Source organism: Mesotoga prima MesG1.Ag.4.2, from assembly GCF_000147715.2.
Taxonomy (GTDB): Bacteria; Thermotogota; Thermotogae; order Petrotogales; family Kosmotogaceae; genus Mesotoga; species Mesotoga prima.
In genome coordinates, this window is record NC_017934.1 from 1,282,774 (window position 1) to 1,309,057 (window position 26,284).

The window sequence follows — 26,284 nt, forward strand, 5'->3', positions numbered from 1 at the left end:
GATAGGATCTCCGTAACTCTCCTATCTAAGCAAAAAAACCCGTCGGAAAGACGGGTGGTTTTCTGGCGGAGAGAGTGGGATTTGAACCCACGGACGAGTTGTGCTCGTCATACGCTCTCCAGGCGTACGCCTTCGACCGCTCGGCCATCTCTCCAACAGTCACAATTATATAGTTCGCAGTTTGAGTTGTCAACGAGATTCTGTGGTAAACTAAATGCTAGGTATAGAAATGTTTATATTTGGGGGTGTCTTAATGAAGAAGCTATTCGGAACCGACGGGATAAGGGGCGTTATCAACGAAGAGCTCACACCCGAACTTGCAATGAAGCTTGGCAATGCCATTGGCAGATACTACACGGGAAAGTATAGCAGGTTTATCATAGCAAAAGACACGAGGAGCTCCTGTGATCTTCTAGAAAGCGCAATGGCCGCAGGAGCCGCCTCCGCCGGGATGAACGTCGAGTTCGCAGGCGTAATTCCTACTCCAGCATTAGCGTATATCACGAACAAGGAGGCGACGTTGGGAGCTGTTATTTCTGCTTCCCATAATCCCGCTGTTTACAACGGAATCAAGGTTCTCGCCAAGGGAATGAAGATATCCGACGAAGACGAAGTGGAGATAGAAAACCTCATAATCGACACCCCATTTCACTATACATTTTATTCTGGAGTCGGCAAGATTAGTTATAAAGATCACTATAGAGATGAGTATATCGAGTATGTTCTGGGTCTTTACAGGAATGAGAGACTCCCTTCTGACGGGATCGTTGTCGACGGTGCCAACGGAGCGATTTCGACCGTCATATCTATGGTATACGAAAGCCTAGGTATAGGTGCGGAGCTTCGAGGAATCGAACCGAACGGGATTAACATCAACGATAACTGCGGATCGCTATTTCCGAACTTCCTAGGCGATTCATTAAAGAAAGGACAGATCGGGGTTCTTTTCGATGGAGATGCAGACAGATGTCTATTCGTTCTTCCGGGCTCCAAGTTGATAGACGGCGATATGTTGATGGCGCTCAATTCGAGAAAGCTTGTGAACCAGGGAAGGTTGAAGGGCAATAGGGTCGTTGCAACTGTAATGTCAAACCTCGGCTTCGAGAAGTATCTCACCTCAAAGAACATCTCGCTGGACAGAACAAAGGTTGGCGACAAATACGTTCTCGAAAGAATGCTGCAGACAGGCGGAGTCCTTGGAGGAGAGCAATCTGGTCATATCATCTTCCTCGACAGGAGTACTACCGGCGATGGTCTCATCACTTCACTTGAAACATTGAACTCACTCGAAGAGCTTGGCGAAAGCCTCGAAGAGTTTGCCGCTTCTTTCCCCGTCTACCCACAGTTGTTGAAGAACGTTCCCGTATCAAACAAGAAGCTGGTCATGGAAGACATGAATCTTAAAAATAGACTCGAAGAACTGAAGCAGAAAGATGATCTTCGAATCGTTCTCAGGCCGTCAGGCACGGAGCCGTACATTAGAGTCATGGTTGAAGGAGCCGAGCAGCTGTTGGTCGAGGAGATCTGTCAGGAGCTGGTCGAGTTAGTGCAGGAGTGTAGTAATGGATAGGTATATATATGTGAAAGGCGCCAGGGTACACAATCTGAAAAATGTCAATGTCGCAATCCCCAAGAATTCCTTGACTATTATTACCGGCCTGTCCGGATCGGGAAAGTCCTCGCTGGCACTCGACACAATTTACGCAGAAGGTCAGAGGCGATATCTCGAATCTCTTTCCACTTACGCTAGACAGTTTCTGGGGGAGATGAAGAAACCCGATGTAGAAAATATCGAGGGGCTTTCTCCGGCAATTGCCATAGAGCAGAAGACCGTTAGCCATAACCCGAGATCGACGGTAGGAACCGTTACGGAGATACACGACTACCTGAGAGTTTTGTTCGCCAGAGTGGGTATTCCACATTGTCCGTCGTGTGGCCGCGTAGTTCAGAAACAGAGTCTCGATGAAATCGTAGAAGGAGTTCTGAAGGAATACGGTGCGGAAGATCGAATCGCCATCTACGCCCCTGTTGCCAATGGTAAGAAGGGCGAGTTCAAGAAGGAACTTGAAGCTCTCAGAAAGAAGGGCTTTGTAAGGATCGAGATTGATGGAGAAACATACGATCTCGACGAAGACCTCAAACTTGACAAGAACAAAAGACACACGATAAACCTAGTGGTAGATAGACTGAGGGCAGACGCCGATAACGCTTCACGTCTTGCAGACAGCATCGAGATGGCTTTGCATGAAGGGGATGGCTTCGTCGAAGTCGGTCTGGTCGATTCCGAAGAGAGAAAGATCTTCAGTGAGAATTTTGCCTGTCCCGACTGTGGGATAAGCCTTCCCGAAATTTCGCCGAAGATCTTTTCATTCAACAACCCTTTCGGGGCCTGTCCAAAGTGTCATGGCCTTGGTTATACCATGGAATTCTCAAAAGATCTACTTGTAGACGAAAGCCTGAGCGTTTTGAAGGGCGCCATAAAGACGATGTCAAGCAACAGGGACACATTTACCCTAAAGATGATCGTAAAAGTAATAGAATCGCTAGGCGACGACCCCGCCAAACCCTTCAAAGATCTTCGAGACGATGTGAAGAATGCCATCCTTTTTGGAACGGACAGCGACATTTCTATGAAATACAAGTCCGATCGGCTCACTTACGAGCTTAAGAGGCCCTACGAAGGCATAATCAACAATCTAAGGAGGAGATATAACGAAACACAGTCGGAAGACATGCGCTTCTGGATGGAAAGCAATTTCATGGTTCAACAGATCTGTACGCAGTGTAACGGTCAACGTTTGAGACCCGAGGCGCTTGCAGTTACTCTTGGCGGTTTGAATATCGCTCAGATATCCGATCTCACAATCCAGGAAATCTACGACTTCATGACAGGTATTTATTTCACGGATTTTCAGCGGGAAATAGTCGGAGAACTCCTGAGTGAGATAGAGAAGCGGCTCAAGTTTCTGGTGGATGTGGGACTCGACTACATCACCCTGTCCAGATACGCCATGACGCTTTCAGGAGGGGAATCCCAAAGAATAAGACTTGCGACACAGATCGGTTCCGGCCTTACGGGGGTTACCTATGTGCTCGATGAGCCAACCATAGGGCTACATTCAAGAGACAATGACAGGTTGATAAAGACACTGAAGAACCTCAGGGATCTGGGAAACACCGTAATAGTTGTCGAACACGACGAAGAGGTCATAAGAAGCTCCGACTACATCGTGGATGTGGGACCGGGAGCAGGAGTTCACGGAGGAGAGATCGTTTATCAGGGGACAACTCAGGCGCTTCTCGATAACCCGCCAGAAGGATCTCTTACGGGAAAGTATCTAAATGGCGACCTATCCGTTCCTAGATTCGAATCGGCGAACAACTCAAATGGAAAGTTTCTCACTGTAAAGGGCGCGGAGAAGAACAATCTTAAGCATATTGACGTTTCATTTCCGCTCGGCAAATTCATAACGGTAACCGGTGTATCTGGAAGTGGCAAGAGCTCTCTAGTCATGGACACGGTGTACCCTTCACTCAAAGTTGCACTGGGTGCATCCAATTCCTCCTCCGAAAAGCTGGCAGAGCTCATAGGCTGGGAGGAGATCGACAACGTAATAGTTATCGACCAGAACCCAATAGGCAGAACGCCGAGATCCAATCCTGCAACATACACGGGGCTCTTCGATCACGTAAGGGATCTCTTCGCCAAGACTCAGGAAGCAAGAGCAAGGGGCTACGACAAAGGGCGTTTTTCCTTCAACGTCAAAGGCGGAAGATGCGAGGCCTGTCAAGGGCATGGGCTTATAAAGATAGAGATGCAGTTCCTTCCCGATGTCTACGTCGAGTGCGATGTCTGCAAAGGCAGGCGATACAATAAAGAGACTCTCGAGATACGCTACCGTGGAAAGACTATTTCCGACATTCTAAACATGACAGTCGAAGAAGCCTTGACTTTCTTTGAAAGAATACCTACACTAAAGAGAATCCTCGGACTTCTGAATGACGTCGGACTTGGATACATACGACTGGGTCAGCCCGCTACAACGCTTTCGGGGGGAGAGGCTCAGAGAATAAAACTGGCCTCGGAGCTGAAGAAGACCTCTACGGGCAGAACCTTCTACATTCTCGATGAGCCGACAACCGGCCTGCATTTCGACGATGTGGCTAAACTCGTACAGGTCTTGAAACGCCTCGTAGAAAAGGGCAATACGGTCGTGGTCGTCGAACACAACATGGACGTCGTCAAAAACGCCGATTACATAATAGATTTGGGACCCGAAGGCGGTGCAAACGGCGGAGAAGTCGTGATTTCCGGAACCCCCGAAGAAGTGGCCGAATATAGCCACAGTCATACCGGATATTATCTCAAGAAACAACTCTCACAGCTTGAAGCGTTCTAGTTCCACATCGGGAACTATCGGCCTAGGTGTGATGCTACTTTAGGGAACAAGCGATTTCGAAGCCAGTCTGCTGACGCAGGCCAGTCAGGCCCCGCCTGGCCAGTCTGGCTTCTCGTAAGCAAAGTGAATTCTCGACAATGCTCTTTCTCAGCTCTTCAAAGCCTTCAGCGCTCAGCGGGTCTTCGTTCTTGAGCTTCCAGCGGCTCTTAGATCGGGATGCTGAAACAAGTTCATGACGCGAAGGGCAGGGTATCGATTACAGGGTATGGCGTCTGGTGAACATAACCGGCAATCAATTCAGGTTTCAGTGCAACTGAGGAAGTTATCCCGTCAGCGGCTTTTGGAAGTCCCTCTCATTGTCATCCCGAACTTGTTTCGGGATCTTGGTGTTGATCTTATCCAAGGACGGGTTCATGACTTGCGACGAGAAGTACGGTTTTTCACAGCGACCAGCGGGTCTTCGTTCTTGAGCGTACAGCGGTTCTTAGGTATGCGCGAAAAATGGGACAGACAATAGGAACCAGTCAGTCCCTATTTTTCGCTCTCGTCTTCTCGTGAGCGAGGCGAACTCTCGAATACGCTCTTTCTCGGTTATCTCATTCTAGAACAAGGATGCTGAAACAAGTTCAGCATGACAAATTATTACGCTTTCAGAATCAACAATGCTTTCATGCCGTCTAGTCTTCTCAAAGGTCCCACACACTGTCATCCCGAACTTGTTTCGGGATCTTGGTGTTGATGTTATCCAAGGACGGGTCCTTGACCAAGAACGAAGAATAGATCCATGCTCTGGAAGAACAGGTTTTTTCTTCTGAGAACGGTGAACCATTCAACAGCAAACCGGCATCTGCTGCTATGGCACACGGTGAGTAGCCCAGGGGGATTTCAGCCCCAGCTCTCTCAGAACCGGACTTGAAGCTCTCGATTCATCCGGCTCCCATTATCCAGCCGAATAGAATATCTTCATTGTCCAGTGTACAAATAGATGAGGCTCCCTGCGGGCAAGAGCTCCTAGCCATTTGCCCGCTTTTGTGTGACCGCTCCTTTTGTAGTGTAAGATCGATTTGGGAGATCTCTCGTAGGTCAGTTGTTGTTTAACAGCAAATGTTGGCATCGCACTGGATAATCAAAGATTTTTATGGGGGGTTTAATGGTGAATTTTGTCCTCGACAAGGGAAGGGGAGCTGAGCTCCTTCTATCTTTGTTCAGATTGAATAACCATGAAAAGCTGACTCCAAACGACGGAGAGTCCCTAGAAGCCCTCTCTGACTGGGTTTTCAAGGCAAGGCTTTCTCTCACGGAGGAGACTCTAACATCACTCGCAAGACTTTTCAGCTGGGAGGCCTTCTTTGGTTTGAAGATTATCCCTTACTTCTTCCTCGAAGGTTCCCCTACTCCGTCAGGTCTACTGAAGATGATAGAAAGGATATCTCCCGAAAGGCTTCTTTCGATGTTTCTTAGCAACGATTTCATGCCGCTTGAAAAGAAGAATGATGTTTTTTTAAAATCTTTAGAGGAAAATGAAAAGGGCGCTCTTGAATATGTTTCGTCAATTCCCTGGCTCTTATCTTCTGACAGATATGAAGCGTTTCAAATGCTAATGGATCAGGCCAAGACACATGAATCCTTTCTTGAACTGCTCCGTTTTGCCGAGAAGGAGATAGCTTCAATGGTTGAACTGGAGAATCTTGTCAACTATGGAGAAGAGATTCTCCTTAAGAACACCGAGAGATTTGAAGGCTGGTTCTTACCCTTTCTACTGGATATTGAACCTTCTTCTCTCTCAGACAAGATGATCAGGCTCCACGTTTCGGCGTTTCTTGGAGGCTCAGTGATCACCGTTGAAGTTCCTGAGAAAAACTCAGTCATATCACTCATTGGAGTGGATAGAGTTAGGAAGCGGAGTCTTTCTTATGAGAAAAGGAGCGCTGCAGGTGTTATTAGTGAGCTCTCTGACCAGAATTCGCTTCGTATTCTTAAAATTGTCATGCGGTCAAGGCAATGTATCGATGAAATTGCCTTTTCGAGCGGAGTACATCGCCATGAGGTCATTGAGGTCCTTGCGGCGTTGTGCAGGCAAGGTCTAGTGATTCCAGAAATCCATGAAAAAGAGCTGACTTTCACTTCCGAAGAAAGGCTTATCGACAGTGCTCTAGAAGAAGTCAGAAAAGGAATTATGGAAGGAGCGGGCGATTGATCGCCCGCTACAGCAATGTTCTTTCAAAGAAATCCGTTGAAACTGAAAAGAGTTCCTCAATCCAGTCTATCCTCTGATACTTGTGATTGGCTCCCTCTACAGTATGTATCATCAACCGTCTCGCATTTGCATACCTCTTTACGGGAAGATATGGCACCGATTCATCGTCGGAACCATGGACAATCAGAAGATCTCCTTCATAGTTTCTGAGTTCCTCCGAAGCATCGACACTGCGACCGTCTTCGAAGAAGATCGATCCGAGCTTCAGCCCCAGAACGTCCTTATACTCCTCGCCATCTTTGAAAGAGTAATCCTCGCGGTTGAAGAACTCCTGATTCATTATTACAGGCGACCACAGAACCAGTGAACTAATCTCGGGATGTCTCCCGGCAAAAAGCGAAGCAACCATACCACCCAGGCTGTACCCGACAATGGCGACCTTTCCCGAACACCAGCTTCTCGATCTGACAAAGGAATAGACTTCCTCTGCGTCGCGAAGCTCAGTCAAAGGCGACATCTCGCAGAATTCCCCCTCGCTGTCTCCGGAACCCCTGAAATCAAACCTCACAGTCGCTATTCCCTTCTCGACGAGTCTTCTCGAGAGACGGGGAAATTTGAATGTGGAAACGATGTGTTCTCCCGTGAATCCGTGGAACATCATTACTGTGGGGAAGCTATCTCCGGATCTTGGATACTCGCAGATCCCAAATATCCTCTTTCCATCCTCCCCAAATGTGAAGCTCTCCAGTTTTGACATATCAATCCCTCGCTTTATCTCAGGCCCAATTTGAACTCAATAAAGCCCATTGTTTCTTCATCTATTGCAGACTTTCCAGTCGCTTCGTCCCAACTGAGTATTACGACTCCGCCGCCGTTCTCGATTTCAAGGTTTCCTGTGCTCGTCCCAGATACCGACCTTCCGCCGTTCTCAAGTTTGACCGCCCAGCGAAGTTTCTCAAAGAGCAGCTTGTAACTCTCTATAGATGGGTGATTGATCTCTTTTCTTGCAAGAACAACAACGAGTAGACCACCTTTCTCGACATAATTCACGATGAAGCCAATCTGCTCTTCTGAAATCGCCATGAAGTCTTTCATAAAGGTATCTGCATCCGGAAGCGGAAGTATCAAGACCTGCCCTTAGCTGGAAAAGCAAAATCAACTTTTCGATTATTACTGCTTTCAGGTTCGAAACCACTTCAGACATCTCCATTCTAATCGTCAAATCACAGACGTAACTCTGTTCTTTCCACTCCTCTTTGATTCATATAGTGCCTCATCCGCTCTTCGAAGCAAACCGTCAAAATCGCTTTCATTTTCCAGAAGCGTCGTAACACCAATGCTAATGGTCAAAGGTCCATATTCTTTTTTATCAATAGAACTGAGCCCCGATCTGAGCTTTTCGGCCATCTTAACTGCGCCTTCGAGATCGGTGTTCGTTGCGACAATCAAGAACTCATCGCCTCCCCACCTGCCGATATCGTCACAGCTCCTGATATTTGACTGAACGAACGAACATGTCACCTTCAGCGCATCGTCACCGGCAAGATGGCCAAAATTATCGTTTACGGTCTTCAGGTTGTCAAGATCGAACATTATCAGCGAGAGTGGAGCGGAATATCTTCTAGACCTTTCCGTTTCCAATTTGAGAAGCTCGGTTAGCGAATACCTGTTCATTACCCCGGTTAGCATATCCGTAGTGGCCAGCTTCTTGTACATCATCTGACTCTCGCGAAGGGCTTCTTCAATTTGCTTCGTAGGAGAAATGTCGATGTGAGTTCCGAGAATCCTGGTCGCCCTTCCATCCTCATCTCTTTCGGCCGCTTCGCCACGATCATGAACCCAGATCCATTCTCCGCCCTTCGAAAGCATCCTGTATTCAATGTCGAAGTAGTCAGTCTGACCTTCGTAGCAATTATCCATTTCCTCAAGGCAGGGAAGAAGGTCCTCAGGGTGTACTAATTCCTTCCATTGTTGAAAGGTAATGACAGACCCGCCTGCCGGGTAGCCCATGATCTGATAGTATCGATCGTTTATCGAAAACTCGCCTTTCTTCATTTTCAAGTCCCAGAGACCTATCTTTCCGCCTTTCACTGCAAGTGCGAGCCTCTCTTCACTTTGGCGCAGCGCATCTTCGACCTCTTTTCTTTCGGTTATATCTGTCAACAACGCAATATGCCCTCTGATCTTGCCCTTGTTGCTGTAGATTGGACTCTGCTTTATCTCTATGACTCTCTCTCGCGCGTTCAACTCTCTCCTTTCGGAGCCAGAAGTGAAGAAGCTTGCAAGAGACTCGATATCGCTGAAGACCTCCTGGACTGAGTTTCCAATGGCATCTGAGGCATCAATGCCCAGCATTTTGCAAGCCATCGGATTCAAATCAACTATTCTTCCACCATCATCAAGAATGACTATCCCGTCTGGAAGCCTTTCTATTACAGTCTCCCTGGCTACGGGACGTATGTCGAACAACCTATATCTGAAAACTCCTGCAGCGGCAAATACTCCGGCAAATGTGAAAGCGAATGGGGTCAAATCCAAATATCCTATATCGACGAAGTCAAACAAGTAGTTTATGTTGACCAATATGGGGAATACCGTTCCCAGTAGAACAGTCCTCAACTGACCCTTATATAGACCCGTCGAACGGAGATACTTCCTGAAGACAGCAGCGATCCCCGATAAAAGCAGCAAATAATTGTACGACATTGCAACCCAGAAGAGCGGACCGTGAACCAGTTTTTGCAGGGGGAAAGCCGAAGTTTGATCGAGCTCACTAACGGAGTAAAATAGCCAGTGCTGTTCATTTGTCCACACCGCAAACAAAACAGCAATCGGTACGATAAATAGCATCACAATCTTCTTCCAGTCAAACCAATCTCTTTTGTCTACAAGTGCCATGGAGAAAAGAAAGTAAAAGACCGAAACGGACACAATTCCTGGATAAGAAATCTTGTTCAAAAGCCTCATACTTTCAAGATCATCAGAAAACAACTCCAGAGCATAGAAAAGCGACCACCACGCTATAGAAAGCATTACTAGGCCAAGAGTCCTGGCTTCCAAACGACTTCTCTGCCTGAAACAAAGGAACACCATAAAAAAACTAACAGCCACTGGAAAGAACATCAAAATCGCGTAAATATTCAAATCTCACACCCCGAAAATCTCCTGATAGTCAGATTATAAACGTTTTGCCAGGACTTCACAAAGAAAAGAAAATCATCAATGGGTGATAGGACTTGGCTGTAAACGGAGCAACGTTCTATGAGAAGAGAACAACACAAGTCAGGCGCTTCGAATAAGGCATTCTCAGGTCAACCGTCAACGGTTCTCCGTCCTCAGATAAGAGCAAATGGGATGAGATCCCGTAAAAGACCACTAAGCGATGATATTCTTTTCTTGCTTTCCGTCATCTGACAATGCTCCCGGTCAGAATCTGGGCACGACTCGGGACTCACCGTTAACGGTACTCCGTCATCCGCGACAAGAGCGAGACGCAATGCGCCGAGGAATATCAGCGGACACAAGGAGGACCAGAAGAGCGTGGTTGGGGTTAGCAGGTAGGGGGTAGGAAAGAGCGAAGTGAAACCGGTTCGCCGATGAACGGTTCTCCGTTCTCCGAATAAAAAACCTGTTCTTCGTTCTTGGCCAAGATCAGGAACCAAAAGCATGATGCTGAAACAAGTTCAGACGGGATGCGGCGTTATCAAAATAACCATACCCTGTCATCCCGAACTTGTTTCGGGATCTGGGTTTCGTTCCTATCGAAGGACGGGTCCATGATCTTGGACGGGCAACGAAGGACGGCTTTTCTCAGCGACGAGCGGGCCCTTGATTTTAAGTGTAAGGCGATTCTTAAGATTGTCGAGATGCTGAAACGAGTTCAGCATGACGAATTATTACGCTTTCAGAATCAACAACGCTTTCATGCCGTCTAGTCTTCTCGAAAGTCCCTCACTTTGTCATCCCGAATTTAGTTCGGGATCTGGGTTTCGTTCCTATCGAAGGACGGGTCCATGATCTTGGACGGGCAACGAAGGACGGCTCTTCCCAGCGACAAGCGGGTCTTTGATTTTAAGTGTAAGGCGATTCTTAAGATTGTCGAGATGCTGAGATGACAAATTATTACGCTTTCAGAATCAGCAAACGATGTCATCCCCGTCTCGTCTTCTCAGAAGTCTCCCATGCTGTCATCCCGAACTTGTTTCGGGATCTGGGTTTCGTTCCTATCGAAGGACGGGTCCATGATCTTGGACGGGCAACAAAGGACGGCTCTTCCCAGCGATCAGCGTTTCTTAGATTCGAGATTCCGTTTGGTCTATGATTCTCCTTTTTGTTTCTTCCTAAGAGCCAACAGCAGAGATTAATAAATACTATTAATCAAGCTCTTATAGGCGACTTCCAGTTCTTGTGAAGGATCAAAGTTGTTTCATGAAAGCCAGTCACGGGTTACGTGACCGGCGACGGCATGAGAGTTATTCTTTTTCTGGGGCAGAGTCTTTTTCTTTTTTGAGTGCGTCGATAAGTTCATCGACGAGTTTTGGGTTGATTGTGATTCCTTTCTTAGTAGGTTTGTAGTCTCCTTCATCGTCCTGATAGTAAATCCTCAAATCAATGAATTCATGGCCTTTGTATTCTCTCTTCGAGACTCTTACGATCTCTGTGTCGTTTCTTTTTATGTCTGTCAAACTCGTCACGTCCTTTCATTTTTGATCTTTCCTTTTATATCACATCGAGGGAACTTTGACTATCTTTCTCCATAAGAATTGAGTGATAGAATCGGTTCAGTGAAGATGAAGGTGGTCGATGCTCTTGATAGATCTAATTATGATAGGCGCCGGAAATAGAGGGTATTTCGCATATGGTGAGGCTGTCCTTTCATTGGACGGTGCTCGCGTGGTTGCTGTGGCTGAGCCCGACGAGTTTAGAAGAGAGAGATTTGCAAAGGATCACTCTATAATTTCTCAAAATGCTGTGGCTGACTGGAAGTCGCTCCTTTCACGACCCAAGTTTGCAGATGGTGTTATCGTCGCCTCACCTGAGACGGTGCATGTCGAGCCCGCAATCGAAGCTCTCAGAAGTGGCTACGCAGTTCTACTCGAGAAACCGGTCTCTGCCGATTTGAACGGCATCAGGCATTTGATAAGCTCCGGCGCAAACACATCGAGGCTTTTTCTTGCCCACGTTTTGAGATACTCCGGCTTCTTCAAAATGATCAAGTCGCTTCTTGAATCTGAAGCTATCGGAAAGCTAATTGCAGTTGAGTACACCGAACAGGTCGGATACTATCACTTCGCCCATTCTTACGTGAGGGGAAACTGGAGAAGATCGGAGCTTGCAGGTCCTTCTATCCTTTCAAAGAGCTGTCACGATATGGACATCCTCACCTGGTTGCTTTCCTCTAGAGCACTTTCAGTCGTTTCCCACGGTGGCCTCAAGTACTTCCGTAGAGAGAACGCACCCGAGAGTTCTACTGAGAGGTGCCTGGACTGTCCTCTAAAAGAAACCTGCCCGTATTCGGCCGTCACACAGTATCTTTCAGATAATACCTACTGGCCAGTGAATACGATTGGAAATGATATGTCATTCGAGAAGAGAAGGGATGTTCTCCGTACGGGTAATTACGGCAAATGCGTGTTCAGAAGCGATAACAACGTTGCCGACTACCAGAACGTTCTAGTCTCGTTTGAAAACGGTGTGGAAGCATCTTTCTCCATGAATGCCTTCACAAGTTCAAAGACAAGAAAGATCTTCATCAGCGGAAGCAACGGAGAGATCAGCGGAGACTTCGATAGCGACAGAGTCGAGGTGAGACTCTTCTCAGGAAAGACCAGGACTTATGAGATATCACATGACGGATCAAGGCACGGCGGCGGAGACATGGAGATTACTAGAGATTTCGTAAGATACCTTAAAGGCGAAACGGGGGGACTGTCAACTTCGTTCAAAGACTCGATTCAGAGTCACCTCATGTGCTGGGCTGCAGAAAAGTCAAGACTTGAAGGTGGTTTGAAGATCGATCCATGGAGTTTTCTAGCTCTGTGATTTCTCTCCGGTAAGCTCGACGAATACATCTTCAAGAGAAGGCTTGATGTGATCAACATCAATCACTTTTAGCTTCATCTGGAGTATCCTGGGAAGTACGCTTTCCATAGATATTCCTGGCCGAAAGTCTATTTTCACAACTCCATCTAGCCGGCTCGCACTCATATAGCCGTCTATCGATTCGATTGGAACCTCTGGCCTGCCCTTCACAGTGATGATTAGGCGGTCTCTATTCAAAGAAGCACGGATGTCCTCCAGTTTTCCGGTCGTTATGAGTTTGCCTTTATTCATTATTCCTACTGATTTCGCGATATTTTCAGCTTCACTCATGATATGGGTGGTCAGCACGACCGTTCTTCCCGATTCATTGAGTTCTCTGACCATGTTTCTTATAGTCCTGGTCGAATGGGGATCCAGTCCGAGTGTCGGTTCATCCATGAAGAGAATCGATGGCTCGTGCAACAAGGCCCTTACAAAGTTGACTCTTTGCTTCATTCCTGTCGAAAAAACCCTTATCGGTTTGTCTTTCCACTCGATCATGTCTACCTTGTCGAGAAGAGATTCTATTTTTTTCAGTGCAACCCTTCTCTCAATCCTCAACATCGAAGCAAAGAAGAGAAGATTCTCGACCGGAGTAAGACGATCATAGAGAATTACTCGCTCCGACACAAGACCGACTTTCTCTCTAATCTTCTTCAGATCTCGCTTCATATCAAGTCCGGCAACATTCACTTCACCTGACGTCGGTTTCATCAAGCCAGTAAGAATTCTTATAAGGGTTGACTTGCCGGCACCGTTCGGCCCCAGAAGGCAGTATAGATCGCCTTCTTCTATCGAAAGTGAAACGCTCTTCAAAGCCTCAAATGTACCGTATCTTTTCACGAGATTCGATGTAACGATTCCATTCAATTAGAACCACCTCAAGAATATTCTACTACATTTCCTGTATATGGCTCATGATGTTGTGATATGTTGAACCTCACGATCAAGACACAGTCTAATTTTTAGCCTAGATCTTTGACAAGTTACTGGGAGAGAATTATGAAGGTGCTCATCCCCGTTCGTCTTTAACTTGGGCTCTGTACTATTGACGACACCCTCAAAATCTGATATATTTAGATTCGTGAGCGGGGAGTAGCGCAGTTGGAAGCGCGCCTGTCTTGGGCACAGGAGGTCGCAGGTTCAAATCCTGTCTTCCCGACCAAGGGTCATTAGTGCGGCTGTAGCTCAATTGGTAGAGTATCGCCCTTCCAAGGCGAATGTTGCGGGTTCGACTCCCGTCGGCCGCTCCAGCGCCCGTGGCTCAATGGATAGAGCACTGGACTTCTAATCCGGTGGTTGCAGGTTCGAGTCCTGCCGGGCGCGCCACGCAATTTCTATGGTGGTTGTAGCTCAGTTGGAAGAGCGCCTGACTGTGGATCAGGCGGCCGCGGGTTCGAACCCCGCCAGCCACCCCATTTTTCTCTTTTTCCATGCGCCCGTGGCTCAACGGATAGAGCATCGGATTTCGGCTCCGATGGTTGCGGGTTCAAATCCTGCCGGGCGCACCATCCTAAATCTCTCTCCCAGTAGCATGACAGATCTCAAGAGGAGGTAGCAGTCATGGAAGTACTAAAGGTAGCAACCCACTCAAAACCAAACGCAGTTGCTGGTGCACTTGCCGGAGTACTCAGAGAGAAGGGCGTAGCAGAGATTCAGGCTATTGGAGCCGGAGCGGTCAATCAGGCAGTAAAGGCCATAGCAATTGCCAGAGGTTACGTTGCTCCAAGCGGTATGGATCTCGTATGTGTTCCAACCTTTTCGGATGTTGACATCGACGGAGAAGTAAGAACGGCAGTTAGGTTCTATGTACAGCCAAAGAAGTAATTCCTAGATATAAGAAGGGCCCCATCGGGGCCCGTTTTTTTATTTGATTTCTGCCACTGCCACCTCTCCGGGACCTAACGAGAGATGAAAGTCGCCTCCCACCTTCCATTCCGAGTGACCATCGAAACCCTTGAGCTTCCACGCAACTTTGTGTTCGCTCTTCCAGGTAAAATAACCCAGGTTTATGTGAAAATCCTTCATGCTTTGGAAGTCACCATTAGCAACAACCAGCAATCCCTTCGACCCATTCCAGTAGAAGAGTCCTGCAGATTCGATGTCTTCCTCCCAGAGAAGTTTCAAATCATGGGGGTTGATGAGCTCAAGATTATCTCTTCTCAATGAAGATAGAAGGGAAATCAGATCGACCATGTCGTCATCCGCGTTCCAGTGGAGAACATACGGATCGAAGAAAGCCAGCTTGCCGTAGAATGGATCGTTAGGCGGAAGGACATATCTGCCGTCCTCGTCGTTATCCAGGCCTAGATTCATCGGTTGTATCTCGAATATCTCCTGGCCGGAATTGACGTAAGTTATTCCGTTTGGCAAGAAGTAGTTCAGAACGGTCGCAAAGCGCGAAAACTTCTTCCCGTTCGGTCTCGCGACTGCCCTGGGAGTGTCTGGAGTTTCAACACAGGCCAGCGTCGGCACGCGTAGTCTGGGAAGAATCTCGTATACAAGTTCTTTGAATTTTCCCTCAGTTATTCTCGGTTCCATCCACCATGTATTCCCCAAAATACAGTCGTAGCCAGACTGTCTCGCCTTCTCGTCATTCCCCATCACAAGTTCTTCGGCAATAATTGAAAACGAAGCATCGTTCTCCTTAGCCTTACGAATTATTCTAAGCTCTAACTCTCTGGGGAGGGCGTGACCCATGTCGAGCCTTGCGCCATCGACGCCAAATTTACTGTTGTAAAAGGGCATAATATTCTCAATGGTTTCCCAGAGATCCGTCATGGGCTCTTTCCCAGGAAAGAAGGATGATTTTACTACATCAAAGAGAACATAGGGAGGCTGGTCCTCTGAAAGAAATTTCCGTGATTCCTCGGGATGATCTTTGTACAGCCTCAGGAAGGTAACATCGTCCCAGGTGGGCTGGTTGTCGTTTATCCAGTCGGAAAAACCCGGAGGTGTTATTACGCCGAACTCCGAAACGAGCTCATCAAGGAAGTTGTCGCTGCCTTCGTGGTGGGCGACGAAGTTTCTCCACTTTTCCGGATTCAGTTTCTCCGGCGAGTACCTGAACATCGCCAGATGCTTCTTCACGTTCTCATTCGAGTAGATGACAGGCAACGTCTCAACCCTGGCCTGGTCGAAGCCGAGACCCTCAATCTTGGGCGGCCTGTAGTCCTTAAGATGAGATGCGTCTATCCAGTAGAACCACTCGGGATGTTTGAGTATCAAGGCAGAGTCTCTAGCGGAAGTTCTCGGGATGAAGTCTAGAACGATCCTCATTCCCATAATATGGGCCGCTTCGACAAATGCCTTGAATTCGCGTTCGACGTCCATATCCTCAAGCAAGAAATCGTGGTAGCGTTCATCGATTGAGAAGAAATCCTTCACGGAGTAAGGTGAGCCTAGTTCTCCCTTCTTGAACTTGTCGCTGTAACTGGTAACAGGGAGGAAGTAAAGAGTGTCGAAGCCCATCTTCGATAGATATGGAAGCATATAGATCATCTTAAGGAAGGTCCCTGATTCCGAGTATTCTTGCGAATGAAGATCTGAGAAGAATTCCGGGTCTTGATGCGAGTAGGCTGCGGTCGACCTGACGAATGATCCGTAGACGATTGCGGATTTGATCCAAAGATTGTCGCTCTCGTTTCTAATCCTGCCCAGCGACTTCGAATAATCGATTCCCGGTTCGGCTTTAGCGACTATGCTTTCAATTATGCTTGAGCCGAATTCGTATGGGTCCACAAATATGTATCGATCTCTAAGCTTCAAGGTACCTGAGTACCCGTCAGGTAACCACTCCTTTGGAATGGAGTAATCCATTTTACCCTTCTTACTCTTCAGAAGCTCTAGGATCTCCTTGAGGATCACGATACCACCTCCAAAAAATAAGGGCGCAACGGCCCGCTGGCGGAGGCGGTGGGACTCGAACCCACAAGGGGCGTCAACCCCACCGATTTTCGAGACCGGCTCCTTAGCCAATTAGGATACGCCTCCGTTTTCGTAACTGATTATATCACGGGCAATAGGGCTGTCAATATGGTATCTTGGGAGTCAGAGAGATCTCATCTATTCAAAACTCTTTCTCGTTCGTAATATAAACGTTACTCTTACACTGTTCTGTCACTGCCAATTATGATAGAATTTTGATCGCGAGTGGTTTTTCGTGCATGAAGCAGGTCTAAAATCCGAAAGGTACCTCGTTTCAGCACATTTCTATTGCATGAGGAGGTGGCTATTAGTGTATGCCATCATTGAGGCCTCGGGAAGACAGTATAGAGTCGAGGAAGGCATGACTCTCTTCACCGAAAGGCAGAATGGAAAGGAAAGCGGAGACGAGATAGTCTTCGACAGAGTGATTCTCGTCCACAACGGAGAAGAAGCAACGGTAGGCAAACCTTATGTGAACGGCGCAAAAGTTGTAGGCAAGGTTGTTTCTCACGGTAGAGACAAAAAAGTGCTTGTGGTCAAGTTTGGCCCCCGAAAGAACTTCGACAGAGTAAACGGTCACAGACAGTGGTTCACAGAAGTCTCTATTGAGAAGATCGAGACGGGGGTGAAATGAGATGGCCCGAAAAAGCGCGGGAAGGTCAAACGGGAGAGAGAGTAATCCCAAGTATCTTGGGATTAAAAGAGGCGAATCTTCAGCCGTGAAGGCGGGTTCCATTATTGTTAGACAGAGAGGAACAAAGATTCACGCCGGTAAGAACGTAGGACTCGGCAGAGACCATACCCTCTTTGCTCTTATTGATGGCAAGGTTCACTTTGAAGAGAAGAACAACCGCAAGTACGTTAGTGTCTACAGCGAGTAGGCTGTTCGGTTAAGGAGGATTGCATCTATGAAGATTCAGAAGACACCTTTGTGCAGATGGGCAGTAACCCACTCCAAGGTGCAGACGAAAAGAAAGGGAGAAATCGAGAAGACACTCGGTTATCTGGTTGATCATAATGGCAACAAGATAGAGAAGAAATGGTACGTCGTCGATGCGACTGATGTCCCGCTGGGAAGACTTGCTGGACAGATCGCAATGGTTCTGATGGGAAAGAACAAGCCATATTATACTCCCCATCTTGATACCGGTGACTTCGTCATAGTAGTTAATGCCGACAAGGTTAAGCTTACCGGCAAGAAACTCGACCAAAAGAAGTACTACAGATACTCGGGTTATCCGGGAGGCATAAAGGAAAGAACGGCAAGACAGATGATGGAGAAGTTCCCGGATAGGGTTGTAAGACTTGCAGTGAAGAGAATGCTCCCCAAGAAGGCTCTTGGTGAAAAGATGCTTAAGAAACTCAAGGTATATGCAGGTCCCGAGCATGAACACGCCGCTCAGAAGCCCGAACTTATCGAACTGGTTAAATGAGGAGGTTGAGGCATGGCTGACTTTGTTGATTATTACGGAACAGGCAGAAGGAAGACCTCTGTTGCGAGAGTTCACCTGAGACCTGGAACCGGTAAGCTCTTAATAAATGGAAAAGAATACAAGGATCTTAAGGAATACCTTTCAAATGACGCATGGGTCAGGAGCGCACTGAAACCCGCCGTTGTCACAAACACGATAGGTAGATTCGACATGCTCATAAGAGTAAACGGCGGTGGACTTGGGGGCCAGGCTGGTGCGATAAGTCTAGGAATCGCCAGAGCGCTTGTTAAGTTCAATCCTGATCTCAAGAAGCTTCTACGACAGAACAGTCTCTTGACGAGAGACCCAAGAGAAGTCGAGAGAAAGAAATACGGCCTCAAGAAAGCAAGAAGAGCACCTCAATTCTCCAAGCGTTAACACGTTTCGAAAAATACGGCCCGTACATAGAGCGTATGGGCCTTTTTTTGCCGGTGGTGATTCAGTGTTCACCAAAGAGGAACTCGACGAGATAAAAAAGTCCATAAACATCGTCGATTTCATAGGGCGCTATGTGAACCTGCAGAAGGCCGGAAGCTCTTACAGGGGACTATGCCCGTTTCACAACGACAACGACCCTTCATTTTATGTCCACCCTCAAAGGGGCTTCTTTCATTGCTTTGGCTGCGGTGAAAAAGGTGATGTGATTTCTTTCTATCAGAAGATCGAGAATCTGTCGTTCGCAGAGGCAGTTAAGAGACTTGCCGATTATGCAGGCATTCCCATTCAGGTCGATACGGCCGAGTCCGAGTACGATAAATTCACAACGATCATGTCTCGGCTTGCGGGTATTTACAATAGAGAACTAAAAGAGAAGAGGCCCGAGACACTGGCCTATCTTCTGGAAAAGCGAAAGATCTCCCAGAACACGATAGACGAATTTCAGCTCGGTTATTCACCGGATGAAAGAACTTTTCCACAGTCACTGCCGTCGAAACTTAGAACCGATGAAAAGACTCTTCTTCAACTGGGGATTCTGGTGAGGAGAGGGGCGACCTATAGCGATAGATTTGCTGGCAGGCTTATGATTCCGATTGACAATGAATCGGGTAAAGTTGTTGGATTCGGCGGTAGAATCATGGATGCCGAAAAGGGACCGAAATACATCAACTCATCCGAGTCGAAATACTTCCAGAAAAATAGACTCTTATTCAATCTTTCACGTGCCAGGGCGGCCATTAAGCAGTTGAACTACGCGGTGATCGCAGAAGGGTACTTTGATGTCATTTCTCTGTTCGAGGCAGGAATAACGAACTCGGTGGGCCTACTCGGTACTGCACTGACGGAAAGGCATCTTAGAATTCTCGGAAATTATACGCGTAACCTCTTGTTCTTTCTAGATTCCGACGAGGCTGGTCAGACAGCATCACTTAGGTCCATAGACATTGCAGAGAAGCTGGACTTTGGAACGGCCGTTGTTTTTTCGAGAGATCAGAAAGATCCGGCAGATCTGTTCGTTGCAGAAGGTCCAAAGGCGATAAAGGAGACCCTCGCGCTTGCGATTCCGGGCCCTGCCTTCAGAGTCGAGTTCTTTTCGAGAAAACTCGATCTGTCGATTCCTTTGGGCCGAAAGCACCTGATAGAGCATCTCAAACCATATGTGATCTCATTCAGAAGCACTGGAAACCTTGCTGCCGTTCAGTCGACGATTGCAGCGCTTGCACAGAAGACAGGTTATTCGGAGCGAGAGCTTGAATCCGCACTTCGCGGTGGAATGTCGAAGAGCTCCGGCGGGGAAATGAAAAGCGGTTTAGCTCTGAAACTCAAGGATCACATAAGGATATATTTGCAGCATCCGAAGCTGCGGGCGACGGTTGTCAAACAGATAGAGTTGATGAATGAAAGCAGAGACCTGAAGGAACTCCTTAAAGGAATGAAAAAGGGTCTGGAACTTGAGGAGTTACTCGATCTGGTGGAAGAAAGTATAGGCAGAGAACTGATCGAACTGGCATCTACTTGCATTGATTTTGATACCGCACAACGTGTTCTCCAGTCAACCGGATTGTATGCCAACAAGAGACTTGTGGAAGAGGAGATGGCAGAGATTGACCGAAGACTTCCAAAGGTCAAGGATGAGGGGGCAAGAAAGGCTTTGCTGATCAGGAGGATCGAGCTAAGAAGAATGCTCGAGAGAAAGATGAAGGGTGGCGATTAGTTTGGAAAAACAGAAGAAAACAAAGTCAGGGGCCAAGGTTATTGCGGATAACATCAAATCTCTTGCCGAGAAAATAGCGGATGACGAAGCCGATTCAGATGAAACAGGCGATAATAGTGCTCTAATGACTAAGGAAGAGATAGACAAACGAATCAAGAAACTGCTTAGACAGGGAAAGAAGAAGGGATTTGTTACATACGAAGATATAGACAGCGCTTTTCCGCCGGATTACGAAGGCTTTGACTCTAGTCTTGTTGAATCGATATACGAGGAATTTGAAAAGAACAAGATCAATATCGTCGAAAAGGAGCCAGTTGAAGATGACGATGACATAGAAAGCGAAAGCAGCGAGGAGCTTGTTTCGATACTTGAAACTACGCCTGAGATGTATGACAACATATCATTAAAGGACCCAATAAAGATGTATCTGAAGGAAATTGGCAAGATCTCTCTTCTCACGCCAAGCAGGGAAAGGGAGCTCGCCCGTCGGGCACAAAAGGGAGAGCCGAAGGCTAAGGAAGAGCTGATCACTGCAAACTTGAGACTGGTAGTTTCCATCGCAAAGAGGTATATCGGACGCGGTTTGACCTTCCTTGATCTCATTCAAGAGGGAAACATCGGGCTTATTAAGGCTGTAGAGAAATTCGACTGGAAAAAGGGATACAAGTTCAGCACTTACGCCACATGGTGGATAAGACAGGCTATAACCAGAGCTATTGCAGACCAGGCAAGAACTATAAGAGTTCCTGTCCATATGGTTGAAACGATAAACAAGCTAAACAAAGTAATACGTGAACACTTGCAGGACCATGGTGAGTATCCAACGATAGAGGAACTTGGAAACCTAACCGGCAAGACACCGGAAAAGATAGAGGAGATCCTCGCCGCCTCGAAAGAAACCGTCTCTCTCGAATCGCCGATAAGTGGCGACGAAGAATCGACTATGGGCGACTTTATCCACGATGACTCCATGGAACAGCCAGAGGAAGCCGCGATGAAGATGCTTCTTAGAGAGCAGATCGATCAGATTCTCGATACTCTTTCGCCGAGAGAGGCGATGGTGCTCAAGATGAGGTATGGACTTCTAGACGGAAAGACAAAGACTCTAGAAGAAGTCGGTCAATTTTTTAACGTAACTAGAGAGAGAATCCGTCAGATCGAAGTAAAGGCACTAAGAAAGCTCAGACATCCTTCCAGAAGCAAGCAGCTCAAGGCTCTCCTGGGTATGCTGAACACGTCCAAGCGCGACTGATTTAGCCATTTAATTACAGGCTGTTAATTATTGCATCATTTCAGAGCAAAGAGTCTATGTTTATAATAAAGTACACCAGCGAAGGGACGTGAAAACTTGGTTGAGAAAAAGAAAGCAAGACCGGTTGAAACAAGTCCCAGGATTCTTTCCCAAATTGAATTATTGAAAAAGGCTAAGAATGGCGATTTACTCGCCAGCACGGAAATGTTTAGTCGCTTGAACGATAAGAACGGCAAAGAGGAGCAGTCTCGTGATTGAGACTGCTCTTTCATTGAAAGGTTTTACTCTACTCGTCGAGGGAAGGAAGATGCTCGACGGCATCACCTTTGATGTGCCAAAGGGGAGCATCGCACTCTTGCAAGGAGCAAGAGGGGCTGGTAAATCGGCGCTTCTCAGAAGTTTCATTCACTTGAATGAAGAACTGTTTGACAGAGTTAGCTATACAGGATCGATCAAGCTGTTCGGCGAGGATATAGACTCCCTCGAAAGAAAGAGCGTGAGGAAGAGAGTTGCTTACGTCGACACGACCTTTCTCGAGGCAATGTCTAATTTTACTCTAATAGAATTCTTCAGGTTTTTGAAAGGCAAGCGATTTGAGTTCGAAGACTTCGCGGAAAGCGAATTGGACCTCTTTCATGAACTCGATCTCCTGGACTTGCTTTCACTGAAGGCGGAAACCTCTCTAAAGACAATACCTCTTTTCAAGAGACTCTCGCTACTAGTATTCTCCACCCTCATACGACACCCGGAGATAATCATTCTCGACAACATTTTAGACCACCTAGATGACGACGCCTGTACTGAAGTGAAAAACGTTCTTTTGGATACAAGGAACGGTGTGACAATGATAATCTCTTCAAGGTTTGTTTTGAGGCTTCTAGACATTTCCGATTTGTTGATTGTTCTTAAAAATGGTAAAATTTCATATGTCGGAAGTCCCGAAGTTTTCGTTTTGAACAACCGATAATTTCTCCCCATCGGAGGTGAACCGTGGACGTTCTTACCGTTACGCTTAACCCTGCACTGGACAGGGAGATCATTGTTGAAAATTTCAAGATTAACGAGTTCCACAGGGTGAAGAATCCCAGCTACTCGGTAATGGACCCAGGCGGTAAGGGCATAAACGTATCGGTTATTCTCTCCGGTCTAGGAGTCCGGAACGTTGCCATGGGATTTCTGGGTGGATACATAGGAAAAGTCGTTGAAGAGAGACTGCGTTTGATCAGTGATCTGATCACAACCGCCTTTGTCCATGTAGAAGAAGAGACCAGGGAAAACATAGCAATCGTCGATCCGCTTGGCGAGACTATAACAGAGATTAACTCATCCGGACCTTTGATCAAGTCTGATGATTTGAGGATGTTCATTCGAAGATTCGAGGTCGCTCTTTCAAGGGCGAAGCATGTAGTCGTCTCGGGCAGCATTCCGAGAGGCGTAGACAACGACATCTGTAAGACTCTGTGCAAGAAAGTCGCTGACTCGGGTAAGATTTCCTTTGCAGAAGGAATCGGACCGGCATTCGAAATAGCTGTGGAGGCTGGAGTTATCACCGTTGCCAGACCTGATTTGAGAAGCAGGAAACTGTTATTCGGCGAGACCATGGTAGAACTCGAAGATTACGTCAGGACCGCGAAGAAGATTATTGAAAGCGGTTCCCGATTGGCGATACTTTCTTATGCTATTGAAGGCGACGTCATAGCCACGAGAGACGGAATATGGTTGTTCAAAACCAAGGGCCACATAGACAGGTCTCACCTTTTGGGAACCGGAGATGCCTTCATGGCAGGAGTGGTACATTCCATGATAGAAAACGAGAACGATTGCTTTCTGGCGGCGAAGAGGGGAATGGCTGCCGCCGTTGCGGAAGCCGAATATATAGGTAAGGAACTTATCTCACTTGAGGATATCGAGCGACATCTTGATTCCTTCGATATCCGAAAGCTGGAGTGATCTCTATGAAAGTAAAAGAAGCTATGATAAGAGACGTATCGGCAATCTTCGAAGATGAGACGATCGAGGATTTCATTGTATTCTGCTTGAGACAGAATAAATCAGGATTACCGGTGGTAGATGAGGAGTTCAAGGTTGTGGGATTCTTGAGCGAGAGCGACGTTATCAAAAGCGCTCTCCCAAGTTACTTCAGCCTTCTTCAATCGGCATCGTTCATTCCCGATACTCACCAGTTCGTTATCCGGCTTGGCAAGATAAAGGATGATCACGTTTCTCAACACATGGTCAAACCTCCTGTTCTTATAAAGCCCGACGATACGGTTATATACGCAGCCGACCTTCTGATCAAGAACGGGCTTAAAATCATGCCCGTCGTAGACGATGAAGGAAAGCTAGTGGGGATAGTAAACAGGATTTATCTTATACACGTAGCGACTCAAGGCAAGATCAATAGATGAAGCAAAAGGTTTCAATCTATACGTTTGGCTGCAAAATGAATCAATACGAATCCCAGGCAATGGCCGAGATGCTGCACGATTACGAAGTGGGCTTTTCACAGGACAAGGCAGATCTCTTCATTGTAAATTCGTGTACAGTAACCTCCGAAGCAGAACGAAAACTCAGGCAGCTTTTCAGGAGGTTGAAGGGACTTAATCCCAACTCAAAAATCATCATAACCGGTTGCTACTCACAGCTTTCTCCTAATGAGTTAAGAGAACTTGGAGCTGATGAAGTAATCGGAGTCAGAGAAAAAAAGGCAATACACAAGTATGTATCTCGTCAGCTTAATCGCCCCGACGGAGTTGCACCAAGTGAATTTCTAACCGTCACTTCAAGCATTGAAGGAAGAACGAGGGCCTTCCTAGGGATTGAGGACGGCTGCCTGAATTGCTGCTCTTATTGTAGAGTGAGGCTCGCAAGGGGAAGCAAGATTATTAGTAAACCAATAGATCTGGTGAAGAGGGAGTTTGAAGGATTGGTTTCCAGAGGTTACAGAGAGATCGTTTTGACCGGAATCAATATTGGGTACTATGGCTTCGATCTCGATTCCTCGCTGGTGAAACTGCTCATCGAGCTCGATAAGCTCGAAGGAGAATGGAGAATCCGGCTAGGTTCCCTGGACCCGGATAGAGTGGACGGTGAGCTCCTTCATTTAATCACTACTTCTCGGAGGATGGCGAGACACCTGCATCTCTCTCTTCAAAGCGGTTCAAATAGAATACTAAGAGCGATGAGACGGAAGTACACTGTAGATGAGTACCTAAGAGCAGTAGATAGGGCCAGATCGGTCGATACAAGATTCGCATTCACCACAGATCTTATAGCTGGATTCCCAGGTGAGAATGACTCAGACCATAAAGAGAGTCTAAAAGTCGTTGAACAGGTTGAATTCTTGAAGGTGCACGTCTTCCGTTTTTCGAGGAGACCGGGAACGGAAGCAGCGGAGATGAAGGATCAGATAGATTCAGGCACGAAGAAAGCTAGATCGCACGAGCTAATCGAGGCTGGAAAGAGATCAAGGAAAAAGTATCTCGAGAGACAAATCGGGAGAAAGGCATGTGTTTTGATCCAAAAGACAGGCCATACAGAAAGCAGCGGATTCGATGAGTTCTATGCGCCTCATGCAATTGAAGGGGCGCACGAAGGCTTTGTGAATGCAACGATAATTTCTATTGAGAGTCAAAGGGAGGGTTCCGATGCTGAACTATATTGCCGATCAGTGGTGCGATGAACAGTCTTCGCTCGTAAGTGTTCTCTGTCCGGGCGTAATGAACAGCGAGTCGGTCTATGAAGTAGTTCGAACGTACAACGGATTGCCTTTTGCATTCAGAAAGCATTTTGAAAGACTTAAGCAGTCGGCGGCACTGATGGGGCTGGAAGTTCCATTTACCTGTAAGGAACTCAACTCAATAATCATGGAGGGGCTGGAAAAAAACAAGGGATTTCAGACCCAGGATTTCAGAATTCGAATCTCCCTTATGAGTGATGGAGCACGAAGTAGACCAGCGATTATTTTCAGTGATCTTCCTTCACCATCTAAAGACATCTACGAACTGGGTGTAAAGATCTCAATCTCACCTTTTTTGAAGCCCTCCGCCGACATAGTCAATCCTCAACTGAAAATGCCCGGTTCGAGCTGGATCGTAAGGACGAGAAAGGCGCTCGGGGACAACTACGATATGCTCATTTTGAATGAAAAGGGTAACGTCTGTGAAGGCTCCTTTTCAAACGTCTTTCTCGTGAAGGACGGTTCTGTTGTTACGCCCGACATAAGATCCGGGGTACTTCCGGGAATTACCAGAGACAACGTAATCGGGCTGTGCGAATCGCTGGAGATTTCGGTGGAGAAGAGGCCGGTTCCCGCGTGGGAGCTTTTCTGCGCCGAGGAGATCTTCATAACTCACACGAGCGTCGGAATCGTGCCGGTGCGAAGACTTGAAGATAAAGTGCTTATTGAAGACTTCACCGACGGTATGACTAGACTGCTGCTGGATAATTTCGAAGGATATATAATGACCGAGGATAGTAACTGGAGCGGATTGGATGAAGTGGAACCATCGAACTATAGGGCAGATATTTAACGATCTCGCGAAGAGCTCAAGCCTGTTCAGAAAGATACGGGTTTTTGAGCTTAACAAAGATTGGGGAGAGATTGTTGGAGAGCCTATCGCAAATCACTCGTCGATCGTCGATTTCTCGGAAGGTACCCTGATAATTCGAGTCGACGACGGTATGTGGCTTAATGAGATGAAACTACGAGAGAAAATCCTGCTTGAAAGGATGAACTCTTCACTGGGAGTAGAAGCAATCAAGAGAATCAGATTTAGAATTGGACGGTAGACCTGGAGGTGT

General features: G+C 47.1%; 23 protein-coding genes and 7 tRNA genes. 22 read left to right on the forward strand and 8 right to left on the reverse strand.

Features of this window, described 5'->3' with window-relative positions; all coding sequences use genetic code 11:
- Window positions 1–63: 63 nt before the first annotated feature.
- Window positions 64–154: transfer RNA gene (locus THEBA_RS06145), tRNA-Ser, on the reverse strand.
- A 99-nt stretch (window positions 155–253) separates the two neighbouring features.
- On the opposite strand from THEBA_RS06145, the gene THEBA_RS06150 reads away from it, so the two are divergent.
- From THEBA_RS06150 to THEBA_RS06160, 3 genes are all read left to right on the forward strand, one after another.
- Entirely contained in the window at window positions 254–1,570 is a 1,317-nt protein-coding gene (locus tag THEBA_RS06150; RefSeq protein ID WP_014730898.1) for a phosphohexomutase domain-containing protein, read from the forward strand.
- Window positions 1,563–4,400 carry an excinuclease ABC subunit UvrA gene (uvrA, locus tag THEBA_RS06155; RefSeq protein WP_014730899.1) on the forward strand — a complete coding sequence of 946 codons (2,838 nt, stop codon included), beginning with the start codon at window positions 1,563–1,565 and terminating at the stop codon, window positions 4,398–4,400. Before THEBA_RS06150 ends, uvrA begins: the two co-directional genes overlap by 8 nt.
- 1,150 nt (window positions 4,401–5,550) lie before the next feature.
- Window positions 5,551–6,597 (forward strand): hypothetical protein, encoded by a 1,047-nt coding sequence (locus THEBA_RS06160; RefSeq protein WP_014730900.1) that lies wholly within the window; start codon window positions 5,551–5,553, stop codon window positions 6,595–6,597.
- Between the two features lie 7 nt (window positions 6,598–6,604).
- Here THEBA_RS06160 and THEBA_RS06165 read toward each other — a convergent pair whose 3' ends face one another.
- From THEBA_RS06165 to THEBA_RS06180, 4 genes are all read right to left on the reverse strand, one after another.
- On the reverse strand, window positions 6,605–7,354 hold the full coding sequence (locus tag THEBA_RS06165) for an alpha/beta hydrolase family protein (protein WP_014730901.1): 750 nt from the start codon (window positions 7,352–7,354) through the stop codon (window positions 6,605–6,607).
- A gap of 14 nt (window positions 7,355–7,368) precedes the next feature.
- Window positions 7,369–7,692 carry a hypothetical protein gene (locus tag THEBA_RS06170; protein WP_158309302.1) on the reverse strand — a complete coding sequence of 108 codons (324 nt, stop codon included), beginning with the start codon at window positions 7,690–7,692 and terminating at the stop codon, window positions 7,369–7,371.
- A 123-nt stretch (window positions 7,693–7,815) separates the two neighbouring features.
- The gene (locus THEBA_RS06175; protein WP_148269996.1) at window positions 7,816–9,741 is read right to left on the reverse strand and encodes a histidine kinase N-terminal 7TM domain-containing diguanylate cyclase; all 1,926 of its coding nucleotides are present in this window, start codon (window positions 9,739–9,741) and stop codon (window positions 7,816–7,818) included.
- 1,328 nt (window positions 9,742–11,069) lie between these two features.
- Window positions 11,070–11,282 carry a transcriptional coactivator p15/PC4 family protein gene (locus THEBA_RS06180; protein WP_006486560.1) on the reverse strand — a complete coding sequence of 71 codons (213 nt, stop codon included), beginning with the start codon at window positions 11,280–11,282 and terminating at the stop codon, window positions 11,070–11,072.
- Window positions 11,283–11,400: 118 nt separating this feature from the next.
- On the opposite strand from THEBA_RS06180, the gene THEBA_RS06185 reads away from it, so the two are divergent.
- Window positions 11,401–12,639, forward strand: coding sequence for a Gfo/Idh/MocA family protein (locus THEBA_RS06185; protein WP_041928103.1), 1,239 nt, complete (start codon window positions 11,401–11,403; stop codon window positions 12,637–12,639).
- On the opposite strand, the gene THEBA_RS06190 is transcribed toward THEBA_RS06185, so the two are convergent.
- The gene (locus THEBA_RS06190; RefSeq protein ID WP_014730905.1) at window positions 12,628–13,548 is read right to left on the reverse strand and encodes an ABC transporter ATP-binding protein; all 921 of its coding nucleotides are present in this window, start codon (window positions 13,546–13,548) and stop codon (window positions 12,628–12,630) included. The two genes, THEBA_RS06185 and THEBA_RS06190, sit on opposite strands and share 12 nt — an antisense overlap.
- Before the next feature lie 219 nt (window positions 13,549–13,767).
- On the opposite strand from THEBA_RS06190, the gene THEBA_RS06195 reads away from it, so the two are divergent.
- The 6 genes from THEBA_RS06195 (at window position 13,768) to THEBA_RS06220 (ending at window position 14,505) form a co-directional block, all read left to right on the forward strand.
- Window positions 13,768–13,843 (forward strand) — tRNA-Pro (locus tag THEBA_RS06195).
- Between the two features lie 12 nt (window positions 13,844–13,855).
- Window positions 13,856–13,931, forward strand: a tRNA-Gly gene (locus THEBA_RS06200).
- Window positions 13,932–14,007, forward strand: a tRNA-Arg gene (locus tag THEBA_RS06205).
- A gap of 13 nt (window positions 14,008–14,020) precedes the next feature.
- Window positions 14,021–14,096: transfer RNA gene (locus tag THEBA_RS06210), tRNA-His, on the forward strand.
- 17 nt (window positions 14,097–14,113) lie between these two features.
- Window positions 14,114–14,189, forward strand: a tRNA-Arg gene (locus THEBA_RS06215).
- A 52-nt stretch (window positions 14,190–14,241) separates the two neighbouring features.
- Complete coding sequence (locus THEBA_RS06220; RefSeq protein ID WP_006486564.1) at window positions 14,242–14,505, forward strand: stage V sporulation protein S; 264 nt, start codon at window positions 14,242–14,244, stop codon at window positions 14,503–14,505.
- Between the two features lie 39 nt (window positions 14,506–14,544).
- On the opposite strand, the gene THEBA_RS06225 is transcribed toward THEBA_RS06220, so the two are convergent.
- Together THEBA_RS06225 and THEBA_RS06230 are read right to left on the reverse strand one after the other, a co-directional pair.
- Window positions 14,545–16,545 carry an alpha-amylase family glycosyl hydrolase gene (locus THEBA_RS06225; protein ID WP_014730906.1) on the reverse strand — a complete coding sequence of 667 codons (2,001 nt, stop codon included), beginning with the start codon at window positions 16,543–16,545 and terminating at the stop codon, window positions 14,545–14,547.
- 37 nt (window positions 16,546–16,582) lie between these two features.
- A tRNA-Ser gene (locus THEBA_RS06230) sits at window positions 16,583–16,671 on the reverse strand.
- 244 nt (window positions 16,672–16,915) lie between these two features.
- On the opposite strand from THEBA_RS06230, the gene rplU reads away from it, so the two are divergent.
- The 12 genes from rplU to THEBA_RS06290 all read left to right on the forward strand — a co-directional run bounded on the left by rplU (window position 16,916) and on the right by THEBA_RS06290 (window position 26,272).
- On the forward strand, window positions 16,916–17,239 hold the full coding sequence (gene rplU / locus THEBA_RS06235; RefSeq protein ID WP_006486566.1) for a 50S ribosomal protein L21: 324 nt from the start codon (window positions 16,916–16,918) through the stop codon (window positions 17,237–17,239).
- Between the two features lies 1 nt (window position 17,240).
- Window positions 17,241–17,486: a 50S ribosomal protein L27 gene (gene rpmA / locus THEBA_RS06240; protein WP_006486567.1), complete on the forward strand. Its 246-nt coding sequence runs from the start codon at window positions 17,241–17,243 to the stop codon at window positions 17,484–17,486.
- A gap of 27 nt (window positions 17,487–17,513) precedes the next feature.
- Complete coding sequence (gene rplM / locus THEBA_RS06245; RefSeq protein WP_014730907.1) at window positions 17,514–18,038, forward strand: 50S ribosomal protein L13; 525 nt, start codon at window positions 17,514–17,516, stop codon at window positions 18,036–18,038.
- 12 nt (window positions 18,039–18,050) lie between these two features.
- On the forward strand, window positions 18,051–18,455 hold the full coding sequence (gene rpsI / locus THEBA_RS06250) for a 30S ribosomal protein S9 (RefSeq protein WP_014730908.1): 405 nt from the start codon (window positions 18,051–18,053) through the stop codon (window positions 18,453–18,455).
- 64 nt (window positions 18,456–18,519) lie between these two features.
- A complete protein-coding gene (gene dnaG / locus THEBA_RS06255; protein ID WP_014730909.1) occupies window positions 18,520–20,229 on the forward strand; it encodes a DNA primase in 1,710 nt (569 codons plus the stop codon).
- Between the two features lie 124 nt (window positions 20,230–20,353).
- A complete protein-coding gene (gene rpoD, locus THEBA_RS06260) occupies window positions 20,354–21,481 on the forward strand; it encodes an RNA polymerase sigma factor RpoD (RefSeq protein ID WP_201764222.1) in 1,128 nt (375 codons plus the stop codon).
- A 250-nt stretch (window positions 21,482–21,731) separates the two neighbouring features.
- The gene (locus THEBA_RS06265; RefSeq protein WP_006486574.1) at window positions 21,732–22,448 is read left to right on the forward strand and encodes an ATP-binding cassette domain-containing protein; all 717 of its coding nucleotides are present in this window, start codon (window positions 21,732–21,734) and stop codon (window positions 22,446–22,448) included.
- A 23-nt stretch (window positions 22,449–22,471) separates the two neighbouring features.
- Window positions 22,472–23,431, forward strand: coding sequence for a 1-phosphofructokinase family hexose kinase (locus THEBA_RS06270; protein WP_014730910.1), 960 nt, complete (start codon window positions 22,472–22,474; stop codon window positions 23,429–23,431).
- 5 nt (window positions 23,432–23,436) lie between these two features.
- Window positions 23,437–23,889: a CBS domain-containing protein gene (locus THEBA_RS06275; RefSeq protein WP_014730911.1), complete on the forward strand. Its 453-nt coding sequence runs from the start codon at window positions 23,437–23,439 to the stop codon at window positions 23,887–23,889.
- Window positions 23,886–25,163 (forward strand): tRNA (N(6)-L-threonylcarbamoyladenosine(37)-C(2))-methylthiotransferase MtaB, encoded by a 1,278-nt coding sequence (gene mtaB, locus THEBA_RS06280; protein ID WP_014730912.1) that lies wholly within the window; start codon window positions 23,886–23,888, stop codon window positions 25,161–25,163. The genes THEBA_RS06275 and mtaB overlap by 4 nt, the downstream gene beginning before the upstream one ends.
- Window positions 25,129–26,013 carry an aminotransferase class IV gene (locus tag THEBA_RS06285; RefSeq protein ID WP_014730913.1) on the forward strand — a complete coding sequence of 295 codons (885 nt, stop codon included), beginning with the start codon at window positions 25,129–25,131 and terminating at the stop codon, window positions 26,011–26,013. Before mtaB ends, THEBA_RS06285 begins: the two co-directional genes overlap by 35 nt.
- Entirely contained in the window at window positions 25,976–26,272 is a 297-nt protein-coding gene (locus THEBA_RS06290) for a DUF721 domain-containing protein (protein WP_014730914.1), read from the forward strand. The genes THEBA_RS06285 and THEBA_RS06290 overlap by 38 nt, the downstream gene beginning before the upstream one ends.
- Window positions 26,273–26,284 lie beyond the last annotated feature (12 nt).

Bases quoted from the DNA above. Each gene is read 5' to 3' on its own strand.
- THEBA_RS06275 (WP_014730911.1), top strand. From the start codon at position 23,437: ATGAAAGTAAAAGAAGCTATGATAAGAGACGTATCGGCAATCTTCGAA.
- THEBA_RS06220 (WP_006486564.1), top strand. From the start codon at position 14,242: ATGGAAGTACTAAAGGTAGCAACCCACTCAAAACCAAACGCAGTTGCT.
- mtaB (WP_014730912.1), top strand. From the start codon at position 23,886: ATGAAGCAAAAGGTTTCAATCTATACGTTTGGCTGCAAAATGAATCAA.
- uvrA (WP_014730899.1), top strand. From the start codon at position 1,563: ATGGATAGGTATATATATGTGAAAGGCGCCAGGGTACACAATCTGAAA.
- THEBA_RS06185 (WP_041928103.1), top strand. From the start codon at position 11,401: ATGCTCTTGATAGATCTAATTATGATAGGCGCCGGAAATAGAGGGTAT.
- THEBA_RS06285 (WP_014730913.1), top strand. From the start codon at position 25,129: ATGCTGAACTATATTGCCGATCAGTGGTGCGATGAACAGTCTTCGCTC.
- THEBA_RS06150 (WP_014730898.1), top strand. From the start codon at position 254: ATGAAGAAGCTATTCGGAACCGACGGGATAAGGGGCGTTATCAACGAA.
- THEBA_RS06160 (WP_014730900.1), top strand. From the start codon at position 5,551: ATGGTGAATTTTGTCCTCGACAAGGGAAGGGGAGCTGAGCTCCTTCTA.
- rpoD (WP_201764222.1), top strand. From the start codon at position 20,354: ATGACTAAGGAAGAGATAGACAAACGAATCAAGAAACTGCTTAGACAG.
- rpmA (WP_006486567.1), top strand. From the start codon at position 17,241: ATGGCCCGAAAAAGCGCGGGAAGGTCAAACGGGAGAGAGAGTAATCCC.
- rplM (WP_014730907.1), top strand. From the start codon at position 17,514: ATGAAGATTCAGAAGACACCTTTGTGCAGATGGGCAGTAACCCACTCC.
- THEBA_RS06170 (WP_158309302.1), bottom strand. From the start codon at position 7,692: ATGAAAGACTTCATGGCGATTTCAGAAGAGCAGATTGGCTTCATCGTG.
- rpsI (WP_014730908.1), top strand. From the start codon at position 18,051: ATGGCTGACTTTGTTGATTATTACGGAACAGGCAGAAGGAAGACCTCT.
- THEBA_RS06165 (WP_014730901.1), bottom strand. From the start codon at position 7,354: ATGTCAAAACTGGAGAGCTTCACATTTGGGGAGGATGGAAAGAGGATA.
- THEBA_RS06290 (WP_014730914.1), top strand. From the start codon at position 25,976: ATGAAGTGGAACCATCGAACTATAGGGCAGATATTTAACGATCTCGCG.